18 protein-coding genes are annotated in these 20,291 nt (G+C 39.1%); 12 read left to right on the forward strand and 6 right to left on the reverse strand.

The features are described 5' to 3' along the window. Positions 1-51 precede the first annotated feature (51 nt). From WAA20_RS02950 to ispD, 3 genes are all read left to right on the forward strand, one after another. The gene (locus WAA20_RS02950) at positions 52-1,113 is read left to right on the forward strand and encodes a DUF6715 family protein (RefSeq protein ID WP_073387223.1); all 1,062 of its coding nucleotides are present in this window, start codon (positions 52-54) and stop codon (positions 1,111-1,113) included. A 176-nt stretch (positions 1,114-1,289) separates the two neighbouring features. Beyond that, a complete protein-coding gene (tsaD, locus tag WAA20_RS02955) occupies positions 1,290-2,402 on the forward strand; it encodes a tRNA (adenosine(37)-N6)-threonylcarbamoyltransferase complex transferase subunit TsaD (protein WP_073387269.1) in 1,113 nt (370 codons plus the stop codon). A 5-nt stretch (positions 2,403-2,407) separates the two neighbouring features. After that, positions 2,408-3,124 carry a 2-C-methyl-D-erythritol 4-phosphate cytidylyltransferase gene (gene ispD / locus WAA20_RS02960; RefSeq protein ID WP_073387222.1) on the forward strand — a complete coding sequence of 239 codons (717 nt, stop codon included), beginning with the start codon at positions 2,408-2,410 and terminating at the stop codon, positions 3,122-3,124. A gap of 154 nt (positions 3,125-3,278) precedes the next feature. On the opposite strand, the gene WAA20_RS02965 is transcribed toward ispD, so the two are convergent. Next, positions 3,279-4,871, reverse strand: a complete 1,593-nt coding sequence (locus WAA20_RS02965; protein ID WP_073387220.1) for a glycosyltransferase family A protein — start codon at positions 4,869-4,871, stop codon at positions 3,279-3,281. Positions 4,872-5,118: 247 nt separating this feature from the next. Here WAA20_RS02965 and pap point away from each other — a divergent pair, with 247 nt between their 5' ends. Continuing rightward, on the forward strand, positions 5,119-6,591 hold the full coding sequence (gene pap, locus WAA20_RS02970) for a polyphosphate:AMP phosphotransferase (RefSeq protein ID WP_073387219.1): 1,473 nt from the start codon (positions 5,119-5,121) through the stop codon (positions 6,589-6,591). Between the two features lie 69 nt (positions 6,592-6,660). On the opposite strand, the gene WAA20_RS02975 is transcribed toward pap, so the two are convergent. From WAA20_RS02975 to WAA20_RS02995, 5 genes are all read right to left on the reverse strand, one after another. Continuing rightward, positions 6,661-7,890 (reverse strand): acyltransferase, encoded by a 1,230-nt coding sequence (locus WAA20_RS02975; protein ID WP_073387217.1) that lies wholly within the window; start codon positions 7,888-7,890, stop codon positions 6,661-6,663. Positions 7,891-8,037: 147 nt separating this feature from the next. Further along, on the reverse strand, positions 8,038-9,018 hold the full coding sequence (locus tag WAA20_RS02980; protein WP_073387216.1) for a LicD family protein: 981 nt from the start codon (positions 9,016-9,018) through the stop codon (positions 8,038-8,040). Between the two features lie 40 nt (positions 9,019-9,058). Then, complete coding sequence (locus WAA20_RS02985; RefSeq protein ID WP_073387214.1) at positions 9,059-9,538, reverse strand: hypothetical protein; 480 nt, start codon at positions 9,536-9,538, stop codon at positions 9,059-9,061. Between the two features lie 124 nt (positions 9,539-9,662). Continuing rightward, positions 9,663-10,721, reverse strand: a complete 1,059-nt coding sequence (locus WAA20_RS02990) for a hypothetical protein (RefSeq protein WP_073387213.1) — start codon at positions 10,719-10,721, stop codon at positions 9,663-9,665. Positions 10,722-10,778: 57 nt separating this feature from the next. Beyond that, positions 10,779-11,507, reverse strand: coding sequence for a glycosyltransferase family 2 protein (locus WAA20_RS02995; protein ID WP_073387211.1), 729 nt, complete (start codon positions 11,505-11,507; stop codon positions 10,779-10,781). A 475-nt stretch (positions 11,508-11,982) separates the two neighbouring features. On the opposite strand from WAA20_RS02995, the gene WAA20_RS03000 reads away from it, so the two are divergent. The 8 genes from WAA20_RS03000 to WAA20_RS03035 all read left to right on the forward strand — a co-directional run bounded on the left by WAA20_RS03000 (position 11,983) and on the right by WAA20_RS03035 (position 20,265). Beyond that, positions 11,983-12,471 carry a flagellar protein FlaG gene (locus WAA20_RS03000; protein ID WP_073387210.1) on the forward strand — a complete coding sequence of 163 codons (489 nt, stop codon included), beginning with the start codon at positions 11,983-11,985 and terminating at the stop codon, positions 12,469-12,471. A gap of 70 nt (positions 12,472-12,541) precedes the next feature. Further along, positions 12,542-14,074, forward strand: coding sequence for a flagellar filament capping protein FliD (gene fliD, locus WAA20_RS03005; protein WP_073387208.1), 1,533 nt, complete (start codon positions 12,542-12,544; stop codon positions 14,072-14,074). 94 nt (positions 14,075-14,168) lie between these two features. Next, entirely contained in the window at positions 14,169-14,582 is a 414-nt protein-coding gene (fliS, locus tag WAA20_RS03010; RefSeq protein WP_073387207.1) for a flagellar export chaperone FliS, read from the forward strand. 172 nt (positions 14,583-14,754) lie between these two features. Next, positions 14,755-15,762: an N-acetylneuraminate synthase gene (neuB, locus tag WAA20_RS03015; protein ID WP_073387205.1), complete on the forward strand. Its 1,008-nt coding sequence runs from the start codon at positions 14,755-14,757 to the stop codon at positions 15,760-15,762. A gap of 18 nt (positions 15,763-15,780) precedes the next feature. Continuing rightward, positions 15,781-16,887, forward strand: coding sequence for a UDP-N-acetylglucosamine 2-epimerase (gene neuC, locus WAA20_RS03020; protein ID WP_073387204.1), 1,107 nt, complete (start codon positions 15,781-15,783; stop codon positions 16,885-16,887). A 15-nt stretch (positions 16,888-16,902) separates the two neighbouring features. Then, complete coding sequence (locus WAA20_RS03025) at positions 16,903-18,045, forward strand: hypothetical protein (RefSeq protein ID WP_073387202.1); 1,143 nt, start codon at positions 16,903-16,905, stop codon at positions 18,043-18,045. A gap of 13 nt (positions 18,046-18,058) precedes the next feature. Further along, positions 18,059-19,081, forward strand: a complete 1,023-nt coding sequence (locus tag WAA20_RS03030; protein WP_073387201.1) for a GNAT family N-acetyltransferase — start codon at positions 18,059-18,061, stop codon at positions 19,079-19,081. A gap of 14 nt (positions 19,082-19,095) precedes the next feature. Then, positions 19,096-20,265, forward strand: coding sequence for a DUF3880 domain-containing protein (locus WAA20_RS03035; protein ID WP_073387199.1), 1,170 nt, complete (start codon positions 19,096-19,098; stop codon positions 20,263-20,265). Positions 20,266-20,291: the final 26 nt, after the last annotated feature.

A 20,291-nucleotide genomic window follows, 5' to 3' on the forward strand; every position in this document is an offset into this window, starting at 1 on the left:
TACGTGATTCTGGCACATGGATAACCTGGCATTCATGAAAGGAACACTATTATGGCAAAAAAGGGTAAAGGTATTTTAAACAGCCGTATTTTTCAGGGCACAGTAATGCTCCTTTTGGGGTGTGCTGTTGCATGGGCTATACTTACAAGGTTTACGTCCGTGCTTACCACAAAGCCTGAAGAAAAAGTCGGAACGCTTAGCGAGGTCCAAACCCTTGCTACCATGAATCTGGATAATTCCTATCCCGGAACCGTGGACGGCGTAGTTACTCTTTTTGCAAGGATCACTAAGGCAATATATAACGAGGAATATAGTGATAAAGAGCTGGAGAAGCTCTGTACCAAGAGATACCAGCTGATGGATTCTGAACTTCAGGATGCCCAAGGATCAATGGAGCATTACCTTGCTTCCATGAAGGCTGAAGCCAAGAACAAGAAAGATAAGAACATCACTATATCCAACTATTTTGTAGATGACTTTAATGCAAGCAGTGATATATACACAATAGACGGCGATTCGCATCAGTATGCCAAGGTCAACTGCAGGTTCGTTATGCGAGAAGACAGTAAGGCTGAGACCTACAATTATCTTTTTACTATGAGAAAAGATACTGAGTCTGGCAAGAACTGGAAGATACTGGGATGGGAGATAACCCTTGAAGATGAGGCTACAGACCCGGTTACTGCCATCTGCCAGAGAAATCTTGATAATGATTATCCTGAAAATCCTGAAGACGTAGTTGAATACTTTGCGTATATCACAACAGCGCTCTATAATGAGAGCTACAGCGATGCTGAGTTTGCTAAGATGAGCGCAGCAAGGGCCTACCTTTATGATGACGAGCTTCTCGCCAACCAGACAGATGTTGATGCCCAGCTCAAATCAGAAGTCCTGGCCAAAAAAGATGCAGGCGTTGTAGTTGCTGCATTTGTAGTTGATGATGCAGATGATTTTAAATATAAGTACGTACTGGATGATTACTGTGCATCCGGTAACTGCATGTTCTCTATGAGGGGAACCAGTGAAAGACAGATACTGACATATCAGTTTATATTAACTAAAGATTCCCAGGGCAGATGGAAGATTCATGGCTGGGAGATAGTTGAAGAATGATAAAGGCTTCTTCAAAGAATTTTGCTCTTAATCTAGAAATAAGACATGAATATCAACTCCCGTGCGCTGGCTCATTTAGAATTTGATCAAAGATGAACTGGCTGGCACGTAAGGAGAAGAAGGAAAGTAATGCAATGATCATTGATAAGAAAACAGAAGATGATGGCGTCATAATGATGTCAATAAAAAGCGGAGAAGAAACTTCTTCGCATAATAAAGAGACAGAGGATAGCAGTGACAAAAAACACGTAATTATCCTTGCAATAGAAAGCAGCTGTGATGAAACCGCAGCTGCTGTAGTTCGTGATGGAAGAGATGTTCTGTCCAACATCATATCTTCTCAGATCGCGCTCCACACAGTATACGGCGGAGTTGTTCCGGAGATCGCATCAAGAAAGCATGTAGAAAAGGTTAACTACTGCGTACGAGAGGCGCTGTCTCAGGCAGATCTTAAGCTTGAAGATATAGATGCAATTGCAGTAACTTATGGGCCGGGTCTTGTAGGAGCATTACTTGTAGGCGTATCTGAAGCCAAAGCCCTTAGCTTTGCTACAGGCATTCCGCTTGTAGGAGTTCATCATATTGAAGGTCATATAAGTGCTAACTATATTGAGAATAAAGACCTTGAGCCTCCTTTTGTATGCCTTGTAGTATCAGGTGGTCACTCTCACCTTGTAGTCGTTAAAGATTATGGCGAGTATGAGATCATAGGCCAGACAAGAGATGATGCAGCAGGCGAAGCCTTTGACAAGGTCGCTAGAGCAATAGGCCTTGGATACCCCGGAGGCCCTAAGATCGATAAGGCAGCAAGAGAAGGTGACCCTGACGCAATATCTTTCCCTGCAGCTAAGATTGCAGATGCTGAATACGACTTTAGTTTCAGCGGCCTTAAATCTGCCGTTCTTAACTACATCAATATTCAGAGAATGCAGGGCGATGACTTTAATAAAAACGATCTTGCAGCATCCTTCCAGAAGGCTGTTGTAGACGTTCTCACAGAGCATGCCATAAGAGCCTGCAAAGAATACGGCTACGACAAGCTTGCTATAGCAGGAGGCGTTGCTTCTAACACAGCACTTAGAACAAGCCTTGAAAATGCCTGCAAGGAAAATAATATAAAGTTCTATAGACCATCACCTGTACTATGTACAGATAATGCCGCTATGATAGGGGCAGCAGGATACTATGAGTATATGAAAGGTGTAAGAGCAGACCTTACACTTAATGCAGTTCCAAACCTTCCATTGGGAGATCGAGAGCGCAGATTCCATGGAAGACAGTCTATGTAAAAGAGTTGGAGAAGAAAATGAAGACAGCAGCGATCGTTCTGGCAGCAGGAAGTGGCAGCAGAATGCGTAGTAATGTAAAGAAGCAGTACATGGAAATAAACGAAAAGCCTCTTATCTATTATGCGTTAAAGGCATTTGAAGACAGCTTCACAGATGAAGTTATTCTTGTAGTATCTCCAGGCGACATTGATTATTGCAAAGCTGAGATAGTAGATAAGTATGGTTTTAGTAAAGTCAGAAATATAGTAGAAGGCGGCGCTGAACGCTACGATTCAGTAAGACTTGGACTTCATGCCGTATCAGATGATACCGACTACGTAATGATCCACGACGGTGCAAGACCATTTGTAACAGAAGACATAATGCAAAGATCTGTTGACGCAGCCAGAGAAAACAGGGCCTGCGTTGTAGGGATGCCGGTTAAAGATACAATAAAAATTTCTGATACAGACGGCTTTTCTGCTCAGACTCCGGACAGAAAGACCCTCTGGATGATCCAGACACCACAGACCTTTGAATACAGTCTTATCAGAAAGCTTTATGATAAGCTTGAAGAGGATAAAGAAGAGATTAAAGCTAAGGGAATCAATATTACCGACGATGCTATGGTTGTCGAGACTTTTTCTGATGTCAAAGTCAAACTGGTAGAAGGTTCTTATAATAATATCAAGGTTACTACCCCTGAAGATATCGGATTCGCACAGGCAATACTAGGAAATTGACAGCTGATATTGATGTCACAACATAATGAAAAGATGATATCTATCATTGGTACTAAACATTATAAAAAGATGAAAATTACTATTCATCATTTAGATCAAAATAACACACCTCTGGTTCTTACAATAGTGAAGAATCAGAGGTGTTTTTTTGACGTTAATTTGCAACTTCCTGTGGCTCTAATGATTCTGACGGAGCCTTGCACAATTTTATTACATCATCAATTACCTGCCTATCGGTTTCAGGCAGAATGTATCTATATATTGTTATGAATGTTCTTTCAATATATTTTTCATCATCTTTGTAGTCATCGCTCAGATATTCACACATAGCTTCCTTAAAGTATGGATAAAGCATTTCAAAAAGGTCTGAACGCTGCTTAGAAATAAGAGAAAGATCAAGCCTGTTTATTATACGCATTCTATTAATTACTTCATATAGATTTAGCTCTTTTTGTAAGGCATCACTTTCTTTTATCAGATTCTTAGGTATAAGTGAGCATGGAATGCCGGAATCTAAAGCTTTCAGAAGGAGAGCTGTAGTCGGAATATCTGAGTATGCGTACTTATAAAATGCTGACATATTATCAATAAGTCTTGGAATCCTGAAAACCTTATCTGAAAGGCACAGAAGGCTGTCACCAATGTGCTCGTCTCTTTCCAAAGACATAGATGTAAAGAACCTGACAAAATGCCTTAGTGAATAGAAAGTCTGCATTGGAAGCAGCTTTAAATTCTGATAATTGATATTTATAGGAAAATATAAAACACCGCTTTCAGGGAATGAAAAAGCAGCCCTGTATATGGTTTCTACAGCATCCTTGCGGATCACATCTTCATCAGATAATATCCATACAAGAGTAGTATTTACATTGGCCAGCGCAATGCCAATGTTGGGACTAGGTCCGACATTGAAAGGATTCTTGTATATAGATATATTGCGGCTAAAGCTTATATCATAATCATTGATCAGGTCACCCATATCTGTGTTAGAGTAATCATCTTGTATCAATATGTCAAAGTCAGGGCAGGTTTGCTGGCTCAGACTGTCAAGAAGCCTTTTAAGGGAGTCTTCATGATTGCAGGTTGGAATAGCAATAGTAAGACGCTCACTTTTTATTTTGCGCCCAAGTTTTCTAAACAGACACTCATCATGCCTGAACTTTTTAAGCGTATCGAAGTGGTCAGAGCGAGAACTTTTACGCCTAAAGAAAAAACAGTTCTTACTGGTCACGCAGGTATAGCCAAAACGCTGGATAGAAAGCGCAAGGTCAGCTCCCTGGTAAAGCCCTGAACGGAGTTTTGTGCAAACACCTGTTGAGGTACCAAAAAGTTTTTTTCTCAAAGAACCCCTTACAAGAACGCAATAGTCATGGAAGAAGGGAACAGTAATAAGCCCGTCACGATCTGAATAGCCAAGGAAGTTTGCATACTCAGCGCATTCTGCAAAGAGTTTGTTTGAAGGATCACTCTCTAATGATCGCATGACATAATTGGTCTGAGGCTGCACAGCGCCAATGAAGTAGGAGGAATAAAGAGTCTCCTGAAGACGCAACAGGTTAGAAGGCTCCAGAACGATATCAGGATCAATGATAAGCAGATCATTATCAGGGTGGGTATCATCTTCGAGATTGTCTATTACATCAGTAATACACGGAAGATCGCAGATAAGATGAAGCGATTCTTTGTACTTAGGAATATCTAAGGTCTTGCTATTTGCCCATTTGAGAAAAACAGAGATGCCGTTCATAAACATTCCCCCCCACTCATGCTATACTTCAGGACTATGCTGTGCCTATCAGTAATAATGTAATGACCTGGACATATGAGCTATATAGAATACATAGTATCATTTTAACATAGATTAGTTGATGGTGGGGCGAATGTTTGAAAAAGGCTGCCAGGTGTAGATAAAAGGCGTCCATAGAAGGTATAATAAAATATATACGATATTACGTTGAATAATAAACTACACCCAATCCATAGGAGAATCTGCCATGTTAAAAGATTTCGTTAAGCAGGATTATCAGACAGGTGATGAACTAAAAAACAGGATCAAAGAAGAGCGTGCCCACCTTGCAGCGCTGCAAATGAAGATCAAGGAGGCAGGACTTCCTGTCATGGTCATATTTGAAGGCTGGAATGCTGCGGGTAAGGGAGCACTCATTGGCAAAGTCATACGCAATATAGATCCGAGATTTTTCAAGGTTGCAACTATGGACAGGCAGCCAAGTGAAGAGGAAAAAAGATATCCATTTCTTTACAGGTATATCAAAGAAATACCTGAAGCGGGCAAGTTCAGATTCTACGACACTTGCTGGATGAATGAAATAGTTAATGACATAATCGATGGCAAGCTTAATGAAGAAGAGTACCAAAAGAAAGTTCATTCTATCAACGTAATCGAGAGGCAGCTTGTCGATAACGGATATCTGGTCCTTAAGTTCTTTTGCCATATATCACAAAAAGAGCAGAAGAAGCGTCTTGAAAACCTTGAGAGCAGCAAGGACACCAAGTGGCGTGTAGATAAGGAAGACCTTAAGCAGAATAAGAACTACGAAGCCTGCCTTGACGTGTTTGAAAGGTATCTTGACGACACCAATGAATCCAGGACGCCCTGGTATATAATCGATGCGACGGATAAGAAGATTGCGGAGCTGGAGGTGCTTCAGTTCCTTAATCAGGGGATCGATATCGCGCTGACTAACCAGAAGATGAACGTCCCGATCCTTCAGAATACTTTCCCTATGGAAAAGATAACGAAGCTTTCTGAGATATCTCTGAAGGACAAGACTCTTACCGATGAAGAGTATGACAAGGAACTTGACAGGCTGCAAAAAGAACTGCGGGATCTTGGTAACAAGGTTTATCGCAAGAAGATACCTGTCATCATAGCTTACGAAGGATGGGATGCTGCAGGAAAAGGCGGTAATATCAAGAGGATAACAGAGGCCCTTGACCCAAGAGATTATGTGGTTGAGCCTATTGCAAGCCCCGAGCCTCACGAGAAGGCAAGGCACTATCTGTGGAGATTCTGGACGAGGCTCCCTAAGACAGGGCACATCACGATCTTCGACAGAACCTGGTACGGAAGAGTTATGGTTGAAAGGTTGGAAGGCTTCTGTTCTGAGAATGACTGGCGCAGGGCCTATAATGAGATCAATGAGTTTGAAAAAGAACTGGTAGACTTTGGCGCAGTTATAGTAAAATTCTGGGTTCAGATCGATAAGGATACCCAGCTTGAGCGCTTCACGGACAGGCAGAATACTCCCGAGAAGCAGTGGAAGATAACAGATGAAGACTGGCGTAATCGTGATAAGTGGGATCTGTATGAGACTGCTATTGATGAGATGATAGCTAAGACCAGTACTACTTTTGCACCGTGGTATGTGCTTGAATCGGTGGATAAAAAATATGCAAGAATAAAGGCGTTGAAGATTGTTATAGAGCAGATTAAGAAGAGGCTTTAATTCAAAAAAGTGCCAAAAGAAATTACTCTCTTGGCACTTTTTATTATTTAAGCCTCTTGCCTTTTTTATTTAGGCGCTTTTATCTTTTTTCTTTGTTTCAATTTGAGCTTCTTTTTTCATAGTAGGTACCTTGAAAATATCACGCAATTTCTTCTTTCCAAGAATAACATGGTGAATATTCTGAAGCAAAATTGCAGACGGAACACCCAGCGCAAAAACAACAAGTACATATACGATCACATACTTGATATGATGAGGGCTTGGCACGCCGCCATCGAATTGCCATCCAAAGAGCTCTACATAAAGACCGTGGATAAGGTAGAACTCAAGAGTGATCGTGCCCATGAATTTAATGAACGCATTGCCGATCTTAACTTTCATACCAAGAAGAAGCCAGCACATTACAAACCACGTGCACAGAACTGACTGAGCGGCAAGAGTGATACGCCTGTTCATAACCACGATATTCTGCGGGATCCAGCCTTCTCCGTAGTATCCGAACATATTAGCAACATTGTTTACCCCAATGCGGATAGGATAGTAAGCTGCAAGGAACAGTATAAGATAAAACCAGTAGAACTTCTGAACATGAGGAATAATCTTTTTTTCAAACTTGGCAAAGACAATTCCTACTGGGAAAAGAATTACGCAGTTATACCACCACTCACCCCTGATCCAATAATCGTTGTGATCAACAGTTGTTCCATAGAGCATATATGCGATCACAAGGGCGCATGTAGCTGCGACTGCAAGACCATCCTTCTTGATGAATCTAAAAGAAATATAGAAGAACAGATAGAAGAACGGAAGGACGATAACATACCAGGTATTAGGATTGCAGAGCTGTATGCTCGTAAGATAGAGCCTTATCTGCTCGCCGTTCATCTTTTCTCCCACAAGAAGCCTTGCGATAAAGAATATAAAAGTTGTTGTGTAAAGGGCAAGAACTACAGGAAGGATACGCTTTTTGAAATATCCTTTTAAGTAGTTGTCTTTGGCATGGAAGCTCTTATAAACTCCATATCCGTTGAAAAAGAGGAACACCGATACGAGAAGAAATCCCATATCAACAAAGATATCAAGACCATGAACGATTCTTGACGGCGGATAGATCCAGGATGCACAGGTCTTCTGTGCGATGTGATGAAGCATAATGCAGACTGCAAGGAACCCCTGAAATGCCTTGGTCTGCTTGATGGACAGGAATTCATCGTTGAACTTCTTAAATCCCGTGAACTTTGCTCCCCACAATAGTAAGATTGGTAAGATTACGTAGACTGAATAGATTGCTTGTTGCATACCATACCTCCATAAAATTTTAGTCTTTAAAACTAGTAACCCTAACTAAAATTCTACTTTTTATCGTTAACGCCCACTACGCAAATAAGACTAAATATATGCCATTTATTGCGATGTAACGTGATGTATGGTTTTTATCCAGACTATTCAGTTATAGATATACCTGTCCATTTCCTCCTGAAGGTTACATTTAACAATAGGCTCGTCAGTATTATTCTCTCTACAATAGTCATCGATCATCTTAAGTTCAGATCTATAATAGGGATAATTGTGAGCTCCCTTTAATTTTTGAGGAATAATATAATCACTTCCAAAACGATGTGTAAGGAAAAGATCATACCTTTCCGGAATTACAATAGTCCCTGTTTCAAAGGGAACCCTTATCATATGATCGAAAGCTTCTTTGGGAAAATGTTGTCCCGGATCATGGTACATCATATGGTTATACATACCAAGATCGTCAGCTTCTTCAGGAAAAGTTGACTGTGCAGCAATCTCATAAAGTTCCTGCAGCTGATAGACTATTGACTTGTCAGATGATGGATCAAGCCTATGCCCAATGAAGTTTTGAATATTTACGATCTTCTGAGGAAGAGATGGATCTTGGGGGTTCTCGACAATAAGATCGGCAGCATCAAGTGTTACTTGCAAAATCTGACATATAGAGTTATATATTTCTCTTTCTCTGGGAATATAATCGAACACAAAAATATCAACTCCCGCCATCATTGGGAAGTCATAATTATCTTTTAGATAATCGTCAGTCCATCTGATGTGGTCAGTATTAGTAATCCTATAGAATCCTGTAAATGGGAAATTAGAAGCGTCTTTTCCTATGAGATGAAGAGTATCGGGAAGTTCATCAATATGCTCTACAAGACCATTAAAACTGTCTCTTGTCATGGCTAAATCAATATCATCATCCCATGGAATCATGCCATGAGAGCGCACTGCCCCAAGGAGAGTCCCCCAATAGGCAAAGTACTTAAGATTATACCGCTCACAAATATCGTCTATAGCTCCGACAACCCGCAATTGGCATGCCCAGCACCTTTTCATAGTGGAGGTGATAGTAAAACCATGTCTTGTTTCTTCTTTGAAATAATCTTCTGTAAAGACAAAAGACATACTGGTCCTTTCAGTACAGTTGACAAGATATCATATTAGCTTAACCATGATTATCAATAAAGTGAGGCTGGATATTGGCAGATTTGTTCATTGTTATGTGATAGTTTAGGGCTGCAGCTGCACTTTGCTTACCGGTTTTCATTTCTTTTCTCGTGCTGGAAAAATAGTTGTCTGCAAGGTCCTTGTTTCTGGATTCCTGAACTTCTAGTGTATTAGAAAGGTCGGTGACATCACGAATAAGATCCTGCATGCGCTGAATCTGGTCACGGTATTTGTCTTTTTTGCCATCGAGCTCTTTTCCTACCTTTTCATAAAGACTATCGAAGCCGTCATTAAGTTCGGTGAGTTTATCTATGAGCTCGCCTTTGATATTAACAGACTTGTCAAAAGCATCTTCATCCGGGCCACCGATAGTTTCAAGAGCCTCTTTCTGTATGCCGTTTTGAACTTCGATCTGCTTCATGATCTCGATTTTCTTTCGAAGAGAATCTTCCATCATATCAAGATATGTTCCTGCCATAGGACACCTCTCATTCAGCTCAATAGCCACGCTAATTAACTAAAATATAGTTATAAACATCTATGCGTTAATTATATCACTAATTATTGATGATTTCATAGCGCCCGACCTTTGATAACAGGCTTTATATGAACTCATGAGAAATCCATATTTTTTCTGCAATCTTTATAACATCAGAATTTAGATGACACTTATCATCTGACAAAAAAGAAACATCTGTCTTCATGTCCATGTCTACCATCTGATCGAAGATAGACATAAATGTGATGCCGCCCTTTGCACATTCATCAGAAAGCTTTTGATTAAAATAAGCAGTTGCGGTATTTCTGGAGGCTTCGCTCCCGACACTTATAAGCTCCTGATCAAAAAGCCCTTCTGCGGCAAGTGCCTTAAGTTCCTCTTCTTCAGAAGTATTATCAGGCATGGAAGCAATAGGTCCCCAGCAATAGACCCTGAATCCTCTTGATTTTAATTCAATAAGAAAATCCATATAATTTGCGATTATGTTATCGCAGATATCTTCCCATGGTCTTTTCTGCAGATCTTTTTCTTTAAAGACATGAGCGCGGATATCTATTTCACCAAGGCACACGCATATTTTAGCTCCAGGCCTTATGAAGTTATCGCATAGGAAATTGACTTTATTATAAAAAGCATATTTAGAATTTTCGTTCATGCAGTTATAAGCAAGGCAAGGGCCTAAATGAAGACAGGTGAATTTATAGTCTGTAATGTTGGGACAGACATTTATTCCATCACTGATTGCTTTAAAGGTGAGCTTATTATTACCTGAGAAAAAATTTACATGTGAATCGCCAAGGATTATAGCAGTGTTATCTGTAAAGTGAATAAGTTTTTCATGCTCAAAAGCCGCATTTTGAAGAAACGAAGTTGCAAAATCAAGATCTGGTAAAGAAGAGATAAATCCTTTTAAAAGAATAAGGCATGAATTAACTGTATCTTTGTTGCAAACGCTTTTGGCAGACTCGCTTCTAAGAATATTAAACTGATCTCGAATGCTATCTATGAGGTAACTATATTGTCCCTCAGGATATAAGCTTTTTCTGTTGTCAATTTCAAGCTCTATCATAAGCTGAGTATCCTGCCAGTCAAATCCGGAAAGGACTTCAGGCCTTTTTGTTGTAATATCAATCAACTTATCAATAAGTTCTATAGTAGTCATGCTAAGCGTCACCTCATTATAGTGCGTGTCATTGTCAAGAATCCTATTGTTTTTATATCACGATAGAAAGCGCTCCTTATATAAATTCGCGATTCCTTCTCGTATCTCGCTTCTCATTGCTTCGTCCTTTGCATAGACAAGAGCTATAGCGCATGTTTCCTGAAAAGTCAGAACGTGGTTGGTGCTTGATACACCGTTAACCCTGTAATTAGAAAGAGTGCTCCTTATATGATGGAACTTTTTTCCATTAACATAGCACCTAAGAAGAAAATCATAATCTCCGGCAATCTTATAGGCTGTATTAAATAAGCCTTGTTCTATGTACGTATCTGCTGTGACAAAGCAGGCTACATGCCCCAAATTAATAGAGCCATACGGAAGTCTTGAAAGATCATCGCCTGCGATAAAATTCTCACTTGTTCCGTCGTCATAAATGAAATTTAGATCTCCATACAAAATGTTGCTGTCTGGATTTTCAAGATAGCTATTCCATACAGTCTGCAGAGCTCCTGGTTCATAGAAGTCTCCGCCGTTCATAGTACCTATGACTTCACCATGAGCGGCAAGAAGTCCTTTATTAAGGGCATCATATATTCCATTATCAGGTTCGGAGACAAAATAGGAGATCTTATCAGAATAGGATTTAATGATATCTACAGTTCCATCAGTTGAACCGCCATCTATAACGATGTATTCGACATCGCTATACGATTGACTAATTACACTTTCGATGGTTTGCGATATATGAGCTGCTTCATTTTTACATATGGTTATTACTGAAATCATAAGGACCTCATCGTGTAAAAACATATGACAAAAGTGCGCTTAAAAAGTATTTCTTTAGATGCCTGTAGCGGAGTAATTATTTAAGAAGGAGTAAAAAGTATTTTTGTCCCTTTAATCATTATATCATGTCGAAAGTTTCAATAGATATTTAGGTTTGAATTGTAAAAAAATCACATAATAATTTTTATTCTAATTTTGTTAAGGATTTGATGATTTTAGCCGATAAATGCAATAGAAGTAGGTACGTGTATATTTATGTAATTTTGTAAGGACTTTTATAAGACTTTGACATAAACATTAGCACCCTTTATATCAAGCTAGGGGATACCGCATGGTATGTTAGAAGCTTGTTTATATATGTACTAACAATTATAAACTTTAGATTATGAGTGGAAACAGGGAAGTTTCCATCGAGGCTGCTATCAAGGAAGCAACTAAGCAGCTAGTAATCTGTCACACATGGAGGTGATAAATTATGGCAATTAATTCGATTCAACAGACCAATATTCTGCAGGTTCAGCAGATGCAGCAGATTCAGCCTGTCCAGAAAGAAAGAGAAGGCGCCGGAGTTGATACTGCCGGTAATGCTGCAGATCAGCTCGCCCAGGAAGTAGAAACAGTTAAGCAGGCTACAGGCGTGGCACCTTATAGTCAGGAAGATGGCAATGATGAAAGCCAAAGTGAAGAAAATGCTTCACAACTTCAGCATGCGCTCGAAGTAGCCGATGAACAAAATGAAAAGAATAATGAGAAGATCAGTAAAGCGATAGCTAACATCAATCAGAAGATGACAGCTAATACTGAAGCTGTATTTGGATTCCATGATAAGACCAATCGTGTAACTATCAAGATAGTTGATAAGGACACCAAGAAGGTCGTAAAGGAATTTCCACCGGAAAAGACACTTGATATGATTGCAAAGGCATGGGAACTTGCAGGTATCATGGTCGATGAAAGAAAATAATTCTCTCATTATAAGTAGTAAAATCCCAGTTTTTATGGATGAAATGGAGTTCATCCGGGAATGAGGTATTATGACTAACAGGATTACAGGCTTGAATTCCGGCCTAGATACGGAATCTTTGATAACTGCACTTACACAAAATTATAAGACCAGAGTTGATAAGCAGACAGGCGGACAGACAAGACTTTCATGGAAACAGGATATCTGGAAGAGCACTAACAAGAACATAGTATCTTTCTATAACGGCAAACTGTCAGATATGCGCTTTTCAACTGCTTTTAATAAAAAGACATCTAAAGCATCAAGTAACGCAGTATCAATTACAACTGGCGAAAACGCAATGATCTCATCGTCAACAGTAAGTAAGACGAGCCTTGCGAAAGCTGCTTACCTTACAGGTAATAAGATAACCAAGGATGGCAGCGATGAGCTTGCAACAAAAGGCACTAAGATGTCCGAGCTTGGGATTACAGAAGAAACGACGATTTCTTTTAAGATGGGCAAAGATGGAGCAGAGGCTTTAAATATAACTATCGGCCCTAATGACGACATGAACGATCTGGTATCCAAACTGAATTCTGCGACAACAGATAACGGTCTTGGATTAACTGCCAACTATGATGAGAAGCAGGGAAGATTATATATAGCTTCCGAGAAGACTGGCGAAGAAAATGCATTTACCGTTGATACAAGCACAAGTGCAGCAGCACTTTCAATACTTGGAATTAACACGGATGAACTTGAACAGGCATCACAGTATCAAGAAGCAGAGGATGCTGAACTAGTAATGAACGGTGTATCGTACACATCAGCATCTAATACATTTGAGATTAATGGGCTTTCTATATCTATAAATTCTTCTACAAATGAAGAATTTACCATTACGACCTCTAATGATACTAGTGGCATATATGATATGGTCAAGGAATATCTGTCTCAGTACAATTCTTTGATCCAGAAGCTTGATACTTTGTACAATGCAGATAAGGCAGATAAGTATGATATCCTGACTTCTGATCAGAAAGATGAGATGACAGAGGATGAGATCTCTGATTGGAATACCAAGATAAAATCAGGACTCCTAGCTAAAGACAGTACTCTGTATAACGTAATACAAGCCCTTAAAGAATCCATGCAGAAAGGCTTCGAAGTAACAGATGCAAATGGTAAGACATCTACGATGTATCTTTCAACATTTGGAATCAATACAAAGGGATACTTTGAAGCAGAAGAGAATGAGCGTGGTCTATATCATATTGACGGAGATGAGGATGATGATTATTCCAAGGCAAATGCAGATAAGCTTGCTGCAGCAATAGCAAGTGACCCTGATGCAGTTGCCAGTTTCTTCACACAGCTATCAAGGGAAGTATATGGTAAGCTTGGCGATCTCATGAAGGGATCTCAATATTCAAGTGCTTATACAGTTTATGAAGATAAGCTCATGGCATCACAGTACAGTGATTATAATACTCAGATCTCCAAAGCAGAAGAAGCTTTAGAGAAAAAACAGGATTATTATTACAGTAAATTTGCCGCAATGGAGAAGGCTCTGTCCAAGATCAATTCCAGTTCTTCATCACTTGGAAGTATGTTAGGATAATATATTTATCTGTATTATAAAACACAACAACATTAAGCCGTGAGGCTGATATATAGTATTGTTGCTTTTATAAGGCATCAACAGGAGGTTTATAGTGAATAAAGCTAATCCATATGCACAATATGCGAACAATAAAGTGATGTCAGCTTCCGGTCCTGAGCTAACCCTCATGCTTTACGAAGGCGCGATCAAATTCTGTAACAGGGCAGAGAATGCCTGTGAGAAAAAAGATATTGAAGGCGCACATGTAAATATTCGTAAGGTTCAGAATATCATTGCATATCTGCGTGAGACCCTGAATATGAAATATGCTACTGCTCAGGATTTTGAGAATATCTATTCATATCTTGATAGAAGACTTGTTGAAGCCAATGTCAGCAAGGATATCGAGATATTGAAAGAGGTAAATAAGCACCTGCATTCTGTAAGAGATACATGGATTGGCGTTATGAAGGCCAATAATGTACCTGTCCCTAACAGCTATATGAATCATTCGGATGCAGTATAAACTGGTAAGCTTATCAAAAGGGGCTTTATTCAAAGAACTTATAGTAATTAAATTATTATTGGATTTATCGAGCAGGTTGTAATACCTGCTCGATTGGTATTAATAGAAATGATATAATACATATAAACGATATAACGTACATATTGTTCAACAGTTCATTCGGGAGGGCGTCATGTTTGATAAGTCCAGATGCTATATCATTGCTGAAGCGGGAGTTAATCACAATGGTAAGCTTGATCTTGCTTTGAAACTTTGTGATGCAGCCAAAAATTCCGGCGCAGATGCCGTTAAATTCCAAACCTGGAAAACAGAGAATATCATTACAAGAAATGTTGAACAGGCCCAGTATCAGATTGAAAATACCGGAGTTACTGAGTCTCAGTTTGATATGCTCAAAAAAATCGAGCTTCCCTATGATGCTTTTACAAAGATCAAAGAACATTGTGATCAGATCGGGATAACATTCATATCTACAGCAGATGATTCTGAAAGCCTTGATTTTCTAATAAGGCTTGGAATTCCATTTATAAAAATAGGATCAGGTGATATAGGAAATGTATCGTATCTGAAAGAAATAGGATCTAAGAAATTACCCATACTACTTAGTACAGGAATGAGTAATCTTGCAGACATAGATATATCGCTTAGAGCTTTAAGAGAAGGCGGAGCCAGTGATATAACCCTTCTTCACTGCACTACGAGTTATCCATGCCCACATGATAAAGTCAATCTTAAAGCCATGAATACGATAGGAGAAGCTTTCCATCTGCCTGTTGGATATTCAGATCATACAATAGGACCAGAAGCTTCTATTGCTGCAGTAACAATGGGAGCCTGCGTAATAGAAAAGCACTTTACACTTGATTGTCAGATGGAAGGTCCTGACCACCTTGCAAGCACAGAACCAGGTCCGTTCAAAGACATGGTTGAAAGTATCAGAAAGACAGAAGCTCTTCTTGGAGATGGTATTAAAGAACCCACACCTGAAGAAAAAGAGATATCTAAAGTTGTTACTAAAAGGGTAGTGGCACTTACGAATATAGCTAAGGGAGATACATTTTCAGAATCTAATATATGCGTTAAGCGTAACGATATAGGAGAGCTTGCAAGAGAATATTATAAAGTAATAGGGCGGAAAGCTTTAAAGGATTATATTCCTGATGAGGGAATTGAGATTTAGCGTAAAGGTAAAAATGTAATGATTAAATTATGTTTTATTACCGCTGCCAGATCTGAATATGGACTTCTTAGATGGATAATGCAGGATGTCAAAGATTCTGCATCTTTTGAGTTGCAACTAATTGTATGCGGAGGACACCTTCTTGAAAGTCAGGGACATACAATAGATCAGATTCTTGAAGATGGTTTTACTCCTGACTTTACAATCCCTTTTTCAGAACATCCGGATATAGATAACATAAGATCTCTAACTTATGAATGCAGCGACCTTATGAAAGGATGCGCTGATGCATTCCATAAATTATCTCCTGAATACGTAGTCGTTCTTGGTGACAGATACGAACTTCTTCCCATATGCAATACCGCATTTCTTATGAATATCCCAATCATACATATATCAGGCGGAGACGTTACCAAGGGCGCTATAGACGACTCTATTAGAAATGCCGTAACTATGCTCGCATCCATACACTTCCCCGGAACCAAAGAAAGTGCAGACAATATCATCAGAATGCGAGGCATATCGCAGAACGTATTTGATGTTGGAGAGCCGGGCCTTGATCATTTTGTAAGAAATAAGCTGATGACAAGGAAAGAACTTTCTGATGATCTAAAACTTGATCCCGATTCCAAATGGATACTTATGACCTATCATGCTCAGACTGATCACGATATCTCTATTGATCTTGAAATAGTATCCAACACTCTCGATATCCTTCATACCCTTGATGGCATAAGCGTAGTTGCAACTTATGCAAACCTTGACCCCGGAGGAGATAAGATCAACAAGCTCCTTGAAGAAGATAAAAAAATAAGAGTGGTTCCTTCTCTTGGCAGCAGGCGTTACCTTAGCTTTATGAAAGAAGCTTCTTTTGTTATAGGGAATTCATCAAGCGGTATAGTTGAAGCACCATACTTAAAGATTCCTGTAGTAAATATCGGTGACAGGCAAAAAGGACGCTATATGTGCAAGAATATCCTTCAGTCTGACGGCAGCAGGAGATCTCTTGAAGATTCGATCCGTAAAGCAATGAAAATGAATACATCTTCTGTAGATGACAGCACTTATTACGGTGATGGTCATACCAGCGAAAGGATCGTCAGTATATTATCTGAGATTCTTTGATTATGAAAGGGAAACATGTCAGGTAGTACAGAAAAGGACAGATCAAAAATCATAGGCGGTGAATTTGCGATAGCACCGGATGCTTTAAACAGTGCTTTAGATGCGTGCGGCCTTTTAGATCATGATAGTGCTTTCCGTACTGCTGTCGCACCTTTTCTCGATGATCCAAATGATAATAGCGAATTGTTCTTTTCAAGCGGAAGAGCAGCACTGTATGCGGCCCTGCGTGCTGAGAAAAACTCTTTGCAGGTGGTTCTTCCAGATTATCTGTGTAGTAGTGTGATAGACGCTGTAAATGATGCGGGATTGCCAATCTGTTTTTATCACATACAAGATAACCTTTATCCGGATATGGATAGCCTTATGGTTTATGCCTCAAAAGATGCAAGAGTAAAAAGTGCAATCATCCTGATCAACTATTTTGGATTACTAGATTTGGATGAGACTATAGAAGCCATAAGAAAAGAAGTACCGGAATCCATAATAATTCTTGATGATGTCCAGAACTATTACGGCTTTGGTACAGAGACAGACTATGACTATGCTTTTACCAGTTTAAGAAAGTGGTTCCCTATACCTGATGGCGGAATACTAAAAGTAAAAAATAAAGCAAAAAGTAAACAGCTATCAGAAATATACGACTCAATGAATGACAGTAACTTATTTGTTTCATATAAGCTTTCAGGGAATCTATTAAAAAGCTTCAGAGAAGTAATAAACGACGCGGTATGCCTTGAGCTTATAGAAAAAGGTGAAGAGCTTTTAGATCATAACTATAAATGCCGCATATCAGATATTTCATATAAGCTTTTTGATACCTGTATAAAGAAAGAGCAGGAAAACGCTGCAAACAGACGCAAAGACAATGCCAGATACCTTCATGAAGGACTTTTGAAACTTAACATAAAACATATTTATAAAGAGCCTAAAGTACCTCTTTTCATACCCGTTTTTTTAGATCCTGATAAAAGAAACGTGGTTAGAAAGAAGATGTTTGAAAATAACATTTTCTGCCCTGTTCATTGGAAGAAGGTAAAGGAATCAGATCTTGCAACTGGTTCAAATATACTTTACGATATGGAACTTTCACTTATATGCGATCAAAGATATAACCTCGAAGATATGGATAGAATCTTAGAAATATTTTCAGTCTTTTAGCATGAGGTCTATCATGAACGTGATAATTACAGATAAATGGAATACATATCTTGATCAGTTTGAGGACTCCCAAAAGGATGTCTATTACCTGGAAGAATATGTAAAACTATATGAAAATGACAGATCAAAGGCCTTGTGCATAGTATGCAGCGAAGGCGGAAACGTCCTTCTTATGCCCTTTATACGAGGCGAGATAGAAGATTATTACGATTTCGAGACCCAGTATGGATATGGAGGCCCGATCACAAATACTTCTGATAAGAACTGGATAGATAAAGCCTTATCCGGTATTAAAGACTATTTTAGAGATAACAGATATATATGCGGTTTCATCCGCTTTCACCCGCTTATAGATAATGCAGCCTTTTGTAAGGATACAATGAACGTCATTTACGATAGGCATACAGTTGCTATCTTGACGGATAAAGGTGTTGAAGATATATGGACAACTCAGATATCCTCCAAGAATAGGAATATGATCCGTAAAGCAGAAAAGAGCGGACTTATATACAAAGCAGAAGATAACCTTGAATCCTTCCCGGAATTTATAGATTTATATAATGCAACAATGAAGCGCATAGGGGCAGATGAATTTTACTATTTTGATGACGATTATTATAAGGAATTTAAAAATGGCCTTATAGATAATTCATTTCTTGCAACAGTAAGACTTGATGGGAAGCTGATCTGCTCAGCGATCATCATGTATGATGGCGATTTTGGACATTACCATTTAGAAGGTAGCGACCATGAATACAAGAGCCTTGGAGCCAATAACCTTTTGTTGTGGAAGAGCGCATGTAGACTTCATGAACTTGGAGTCAAGAAATTTCACCTTGGCGGAGGCAATAGCACCAGCGAAGAAGATCCTCTTTTTAAATTCAAAAAAGCTTTTACCCATAACCTGGAGTCCTTTGCTATAGGCAAAGAAATTTACAATAAAGATGTATATGACCGGATCTGCCAAAAGTGGGAAAACGAAAATCCTGATAAGATTGCTTCTTTTGGAAACAGACTTCTTAAGTACAGATATTAATAAGGAGCGCCGGTATGAAAATTTTATTCTTTACATGGCTTGGTTCATATATAGATGATGATCTTGAGTACTTTTTTAACAAGATGGGTCATGATTGTCATCGCATATGGAATGAGCATGGTGATATTCCAAACAGGTACGAAGATGATAAGTTCCTTGAATATTTTGAAGGCAAGATACTTAGTGAAGGCTTTGACGTCTGTTTTACAACTAATTACTGGCCACTTGTTGCAGAAGGCTGCCATAGGCACGCTCTTCCCTATATTTCATGGTCTTATGATTCTCCTCCAAATCTTCCTAAAACTGACACAATGGAATATGACACCAACTACATCTTCTTTTTCTCAAGAGATGACGTAGATGACTATAAGAAAAAGGGTATAGAAAACGTCTACCATATGCCACTTGCCGTTAACACAGACAGATGGGACAAGGTAAAAGCAAAGAATTTGGCATTTTCTGCCGATATATCACTTGTAGGCAAAACATATCAGTCGACACTTCCAATGTTAAAAACCAGAATGTCTGATTATCAGAGAGGCTATATTGATGCTATTGTAGCTTCACAGCAGGCTAATGATCAGGCATATATCATAAGAGACGCTGTTACTGATAAGCTTATTAAAGGCATAAATGAAAGCTATGCCACCTACCCTGATAATGCGCTTACGATCTCAGCTTCACAGCTAATATATTCTATAGCTACATTTGTTACACATATAGACAGACTATCGCTTCTGAAACTATTATCTACAAAATTTGACACACATCTGTATACCTATGATCTGCCGAGAGAAGAATATAAGCTCATTCCTGATGTCAAAATACATGGACAGGTGACCTACGAAGAAGAAATGCCGCAGATTTTTAAGCTTAGTAAGATCAACCTGTGCCCGACATTTAGAGGTAACTGCTCGGGACTTCCATTACGACAATTGGATGTTATGGGATGCGGAGGATTTCTTCTTTCAAGCTTCAGGACAGAACTATATGAAGAGTTTACTGACGGCGTAGATACCGCAATGTATTATGGACTTGAAGATGCTCTTGATAAAGCAGATTTTTATATGACACATGACGATATCAGACTTTCCATAGCAAGGAAGGGTTATGAGAAGGTGAAAAAATACTATACGTATGAAGATAGACTTAGTAGGATGCTTGATCATATCAATACAGATTAACCGTTGTCAGTCATTATAAGAGGATT

This window comes from Butyrivibrio fibrisolvens (assembly GCF_037113525.1).
In the GTDB taxonomy this organism is placed as follows: Bacteria; Bacillota; Clostridia; order Lachnospirales; family Lachnospiraceae; genus Butyrivibrio; species Butyrivibrio fibrisolvens.

Excerpts from the sequence above, each read along its gene's own strand:
- WAA20_RS03030 (WP_073387201.1), top strand. The coding sequence starts at position 18,059 with ATGAACGTGATAATTACAGATAAATGGAATACATATCTTGATCAGTTT.
- pap (WP_073387219.1), top strand. The coding sequence starts at position 5,119 with ATGTTAAAAGATTTCGTTAAGCAGGATTATCAGACAGGTGATGAACTA.
- neuC (WP_073387204.1), top strand. The coding sequence starts at position 15,781 with ATGATTAAATTATGTTTTATTACCGCTGCCAGATCTGAATATGGACTT.
- WAA20_RS02985 (WP_073387214.1), bottom strand. The coding sequence starts at position 9,538 with ATGGCAGGAACATATCTTGATATGATGGAAGATTCTCTTCGAAAGAAA.
- WAA20_RS02975 (WP_073387217.1), bottom strand. The coding sequence starts at position 7,890 with ATGCAACAAGCAATCTATTCAGTCTACGTAATCTTACCAATCTTACTA.
- WAA20_RS02965 (WP_073387220.1), bottom strand. The coding sequence starts at position 4,871 with ATGAACGGCATCTCTGTTTTTCTCAAATGGGCAAATAGCAAGACCTTA.
- fliD (WP_073387208.1), top strand. The coding sequence starts at position 12,542 with ATGACTAACAGGATTACAGGCTTGAATTCCGGCCTAGATACGGAATCT.
- WAA20_RS02980 (WP_073387216.1), bottom strand. The coding sequence starts at position 9,018 with ATGTCTTTTGTCTTTACAGAAGATTATTTCAAAGAAGAAACAAGACAT.
- WAA20_RS03025 (WP_073387202.1), top strand. The coding sequence starts at position 16,903 with ATGTCAGGTAGTACAGAAAAGGACAGATCAAAAATCATAGGCGGTGAA.
- WAA20_RS02995 (WP_073387211.1), bottom strand. The coding sequence starts at position 11,507 with ATGATTTCAGTAATAACCATATGTAAAAATGAAGCAGCTCATATATCG.
- tsaD (WP_073387269.1), top strand. The coding sequence starts at position 1,290 with ATGTCAATAAAAAGCGGAGAAGAAACTTCTTCGCATAATAAAGAGACA.
- WAA20_RS02950 (WP_073387223.1), top strand. The coding sequence starts at position 52 with ATGGCAAAAAAGGGTAAAGGTATTTTAAACAGCCGTATTTTTCAGGGC.
- neuB (WP_073387205.1), top strand. The coding sequence starts at position 14,755 with ATGTTTGATAAGTCCAGATGCTATATCATTGCTGAAGCGGGAGTTAAT.
- WAA20_RS03000 (WP_073387210.1), top strand. The coding sequence starts at position 11,983 with ATGGCAATTAATTCGATTCAACAGACCAATATTCTGCAGGTTCAGCAG.
- WAA20_RS02990 (WP_073387213.1), bottom strand. The coding sequence starts at position 10,721 with ATGACTACTATAGAACTTATTGATAAGTTGATTGATATTACAACAAAA.
- WAA20_RS03035 (WP_073387199.1), top strand. The coding sequence starts at position 19,096 with ATGAAAATTTTATTCTTTACATGGCTTGGTTCATATATAGATGATGAT.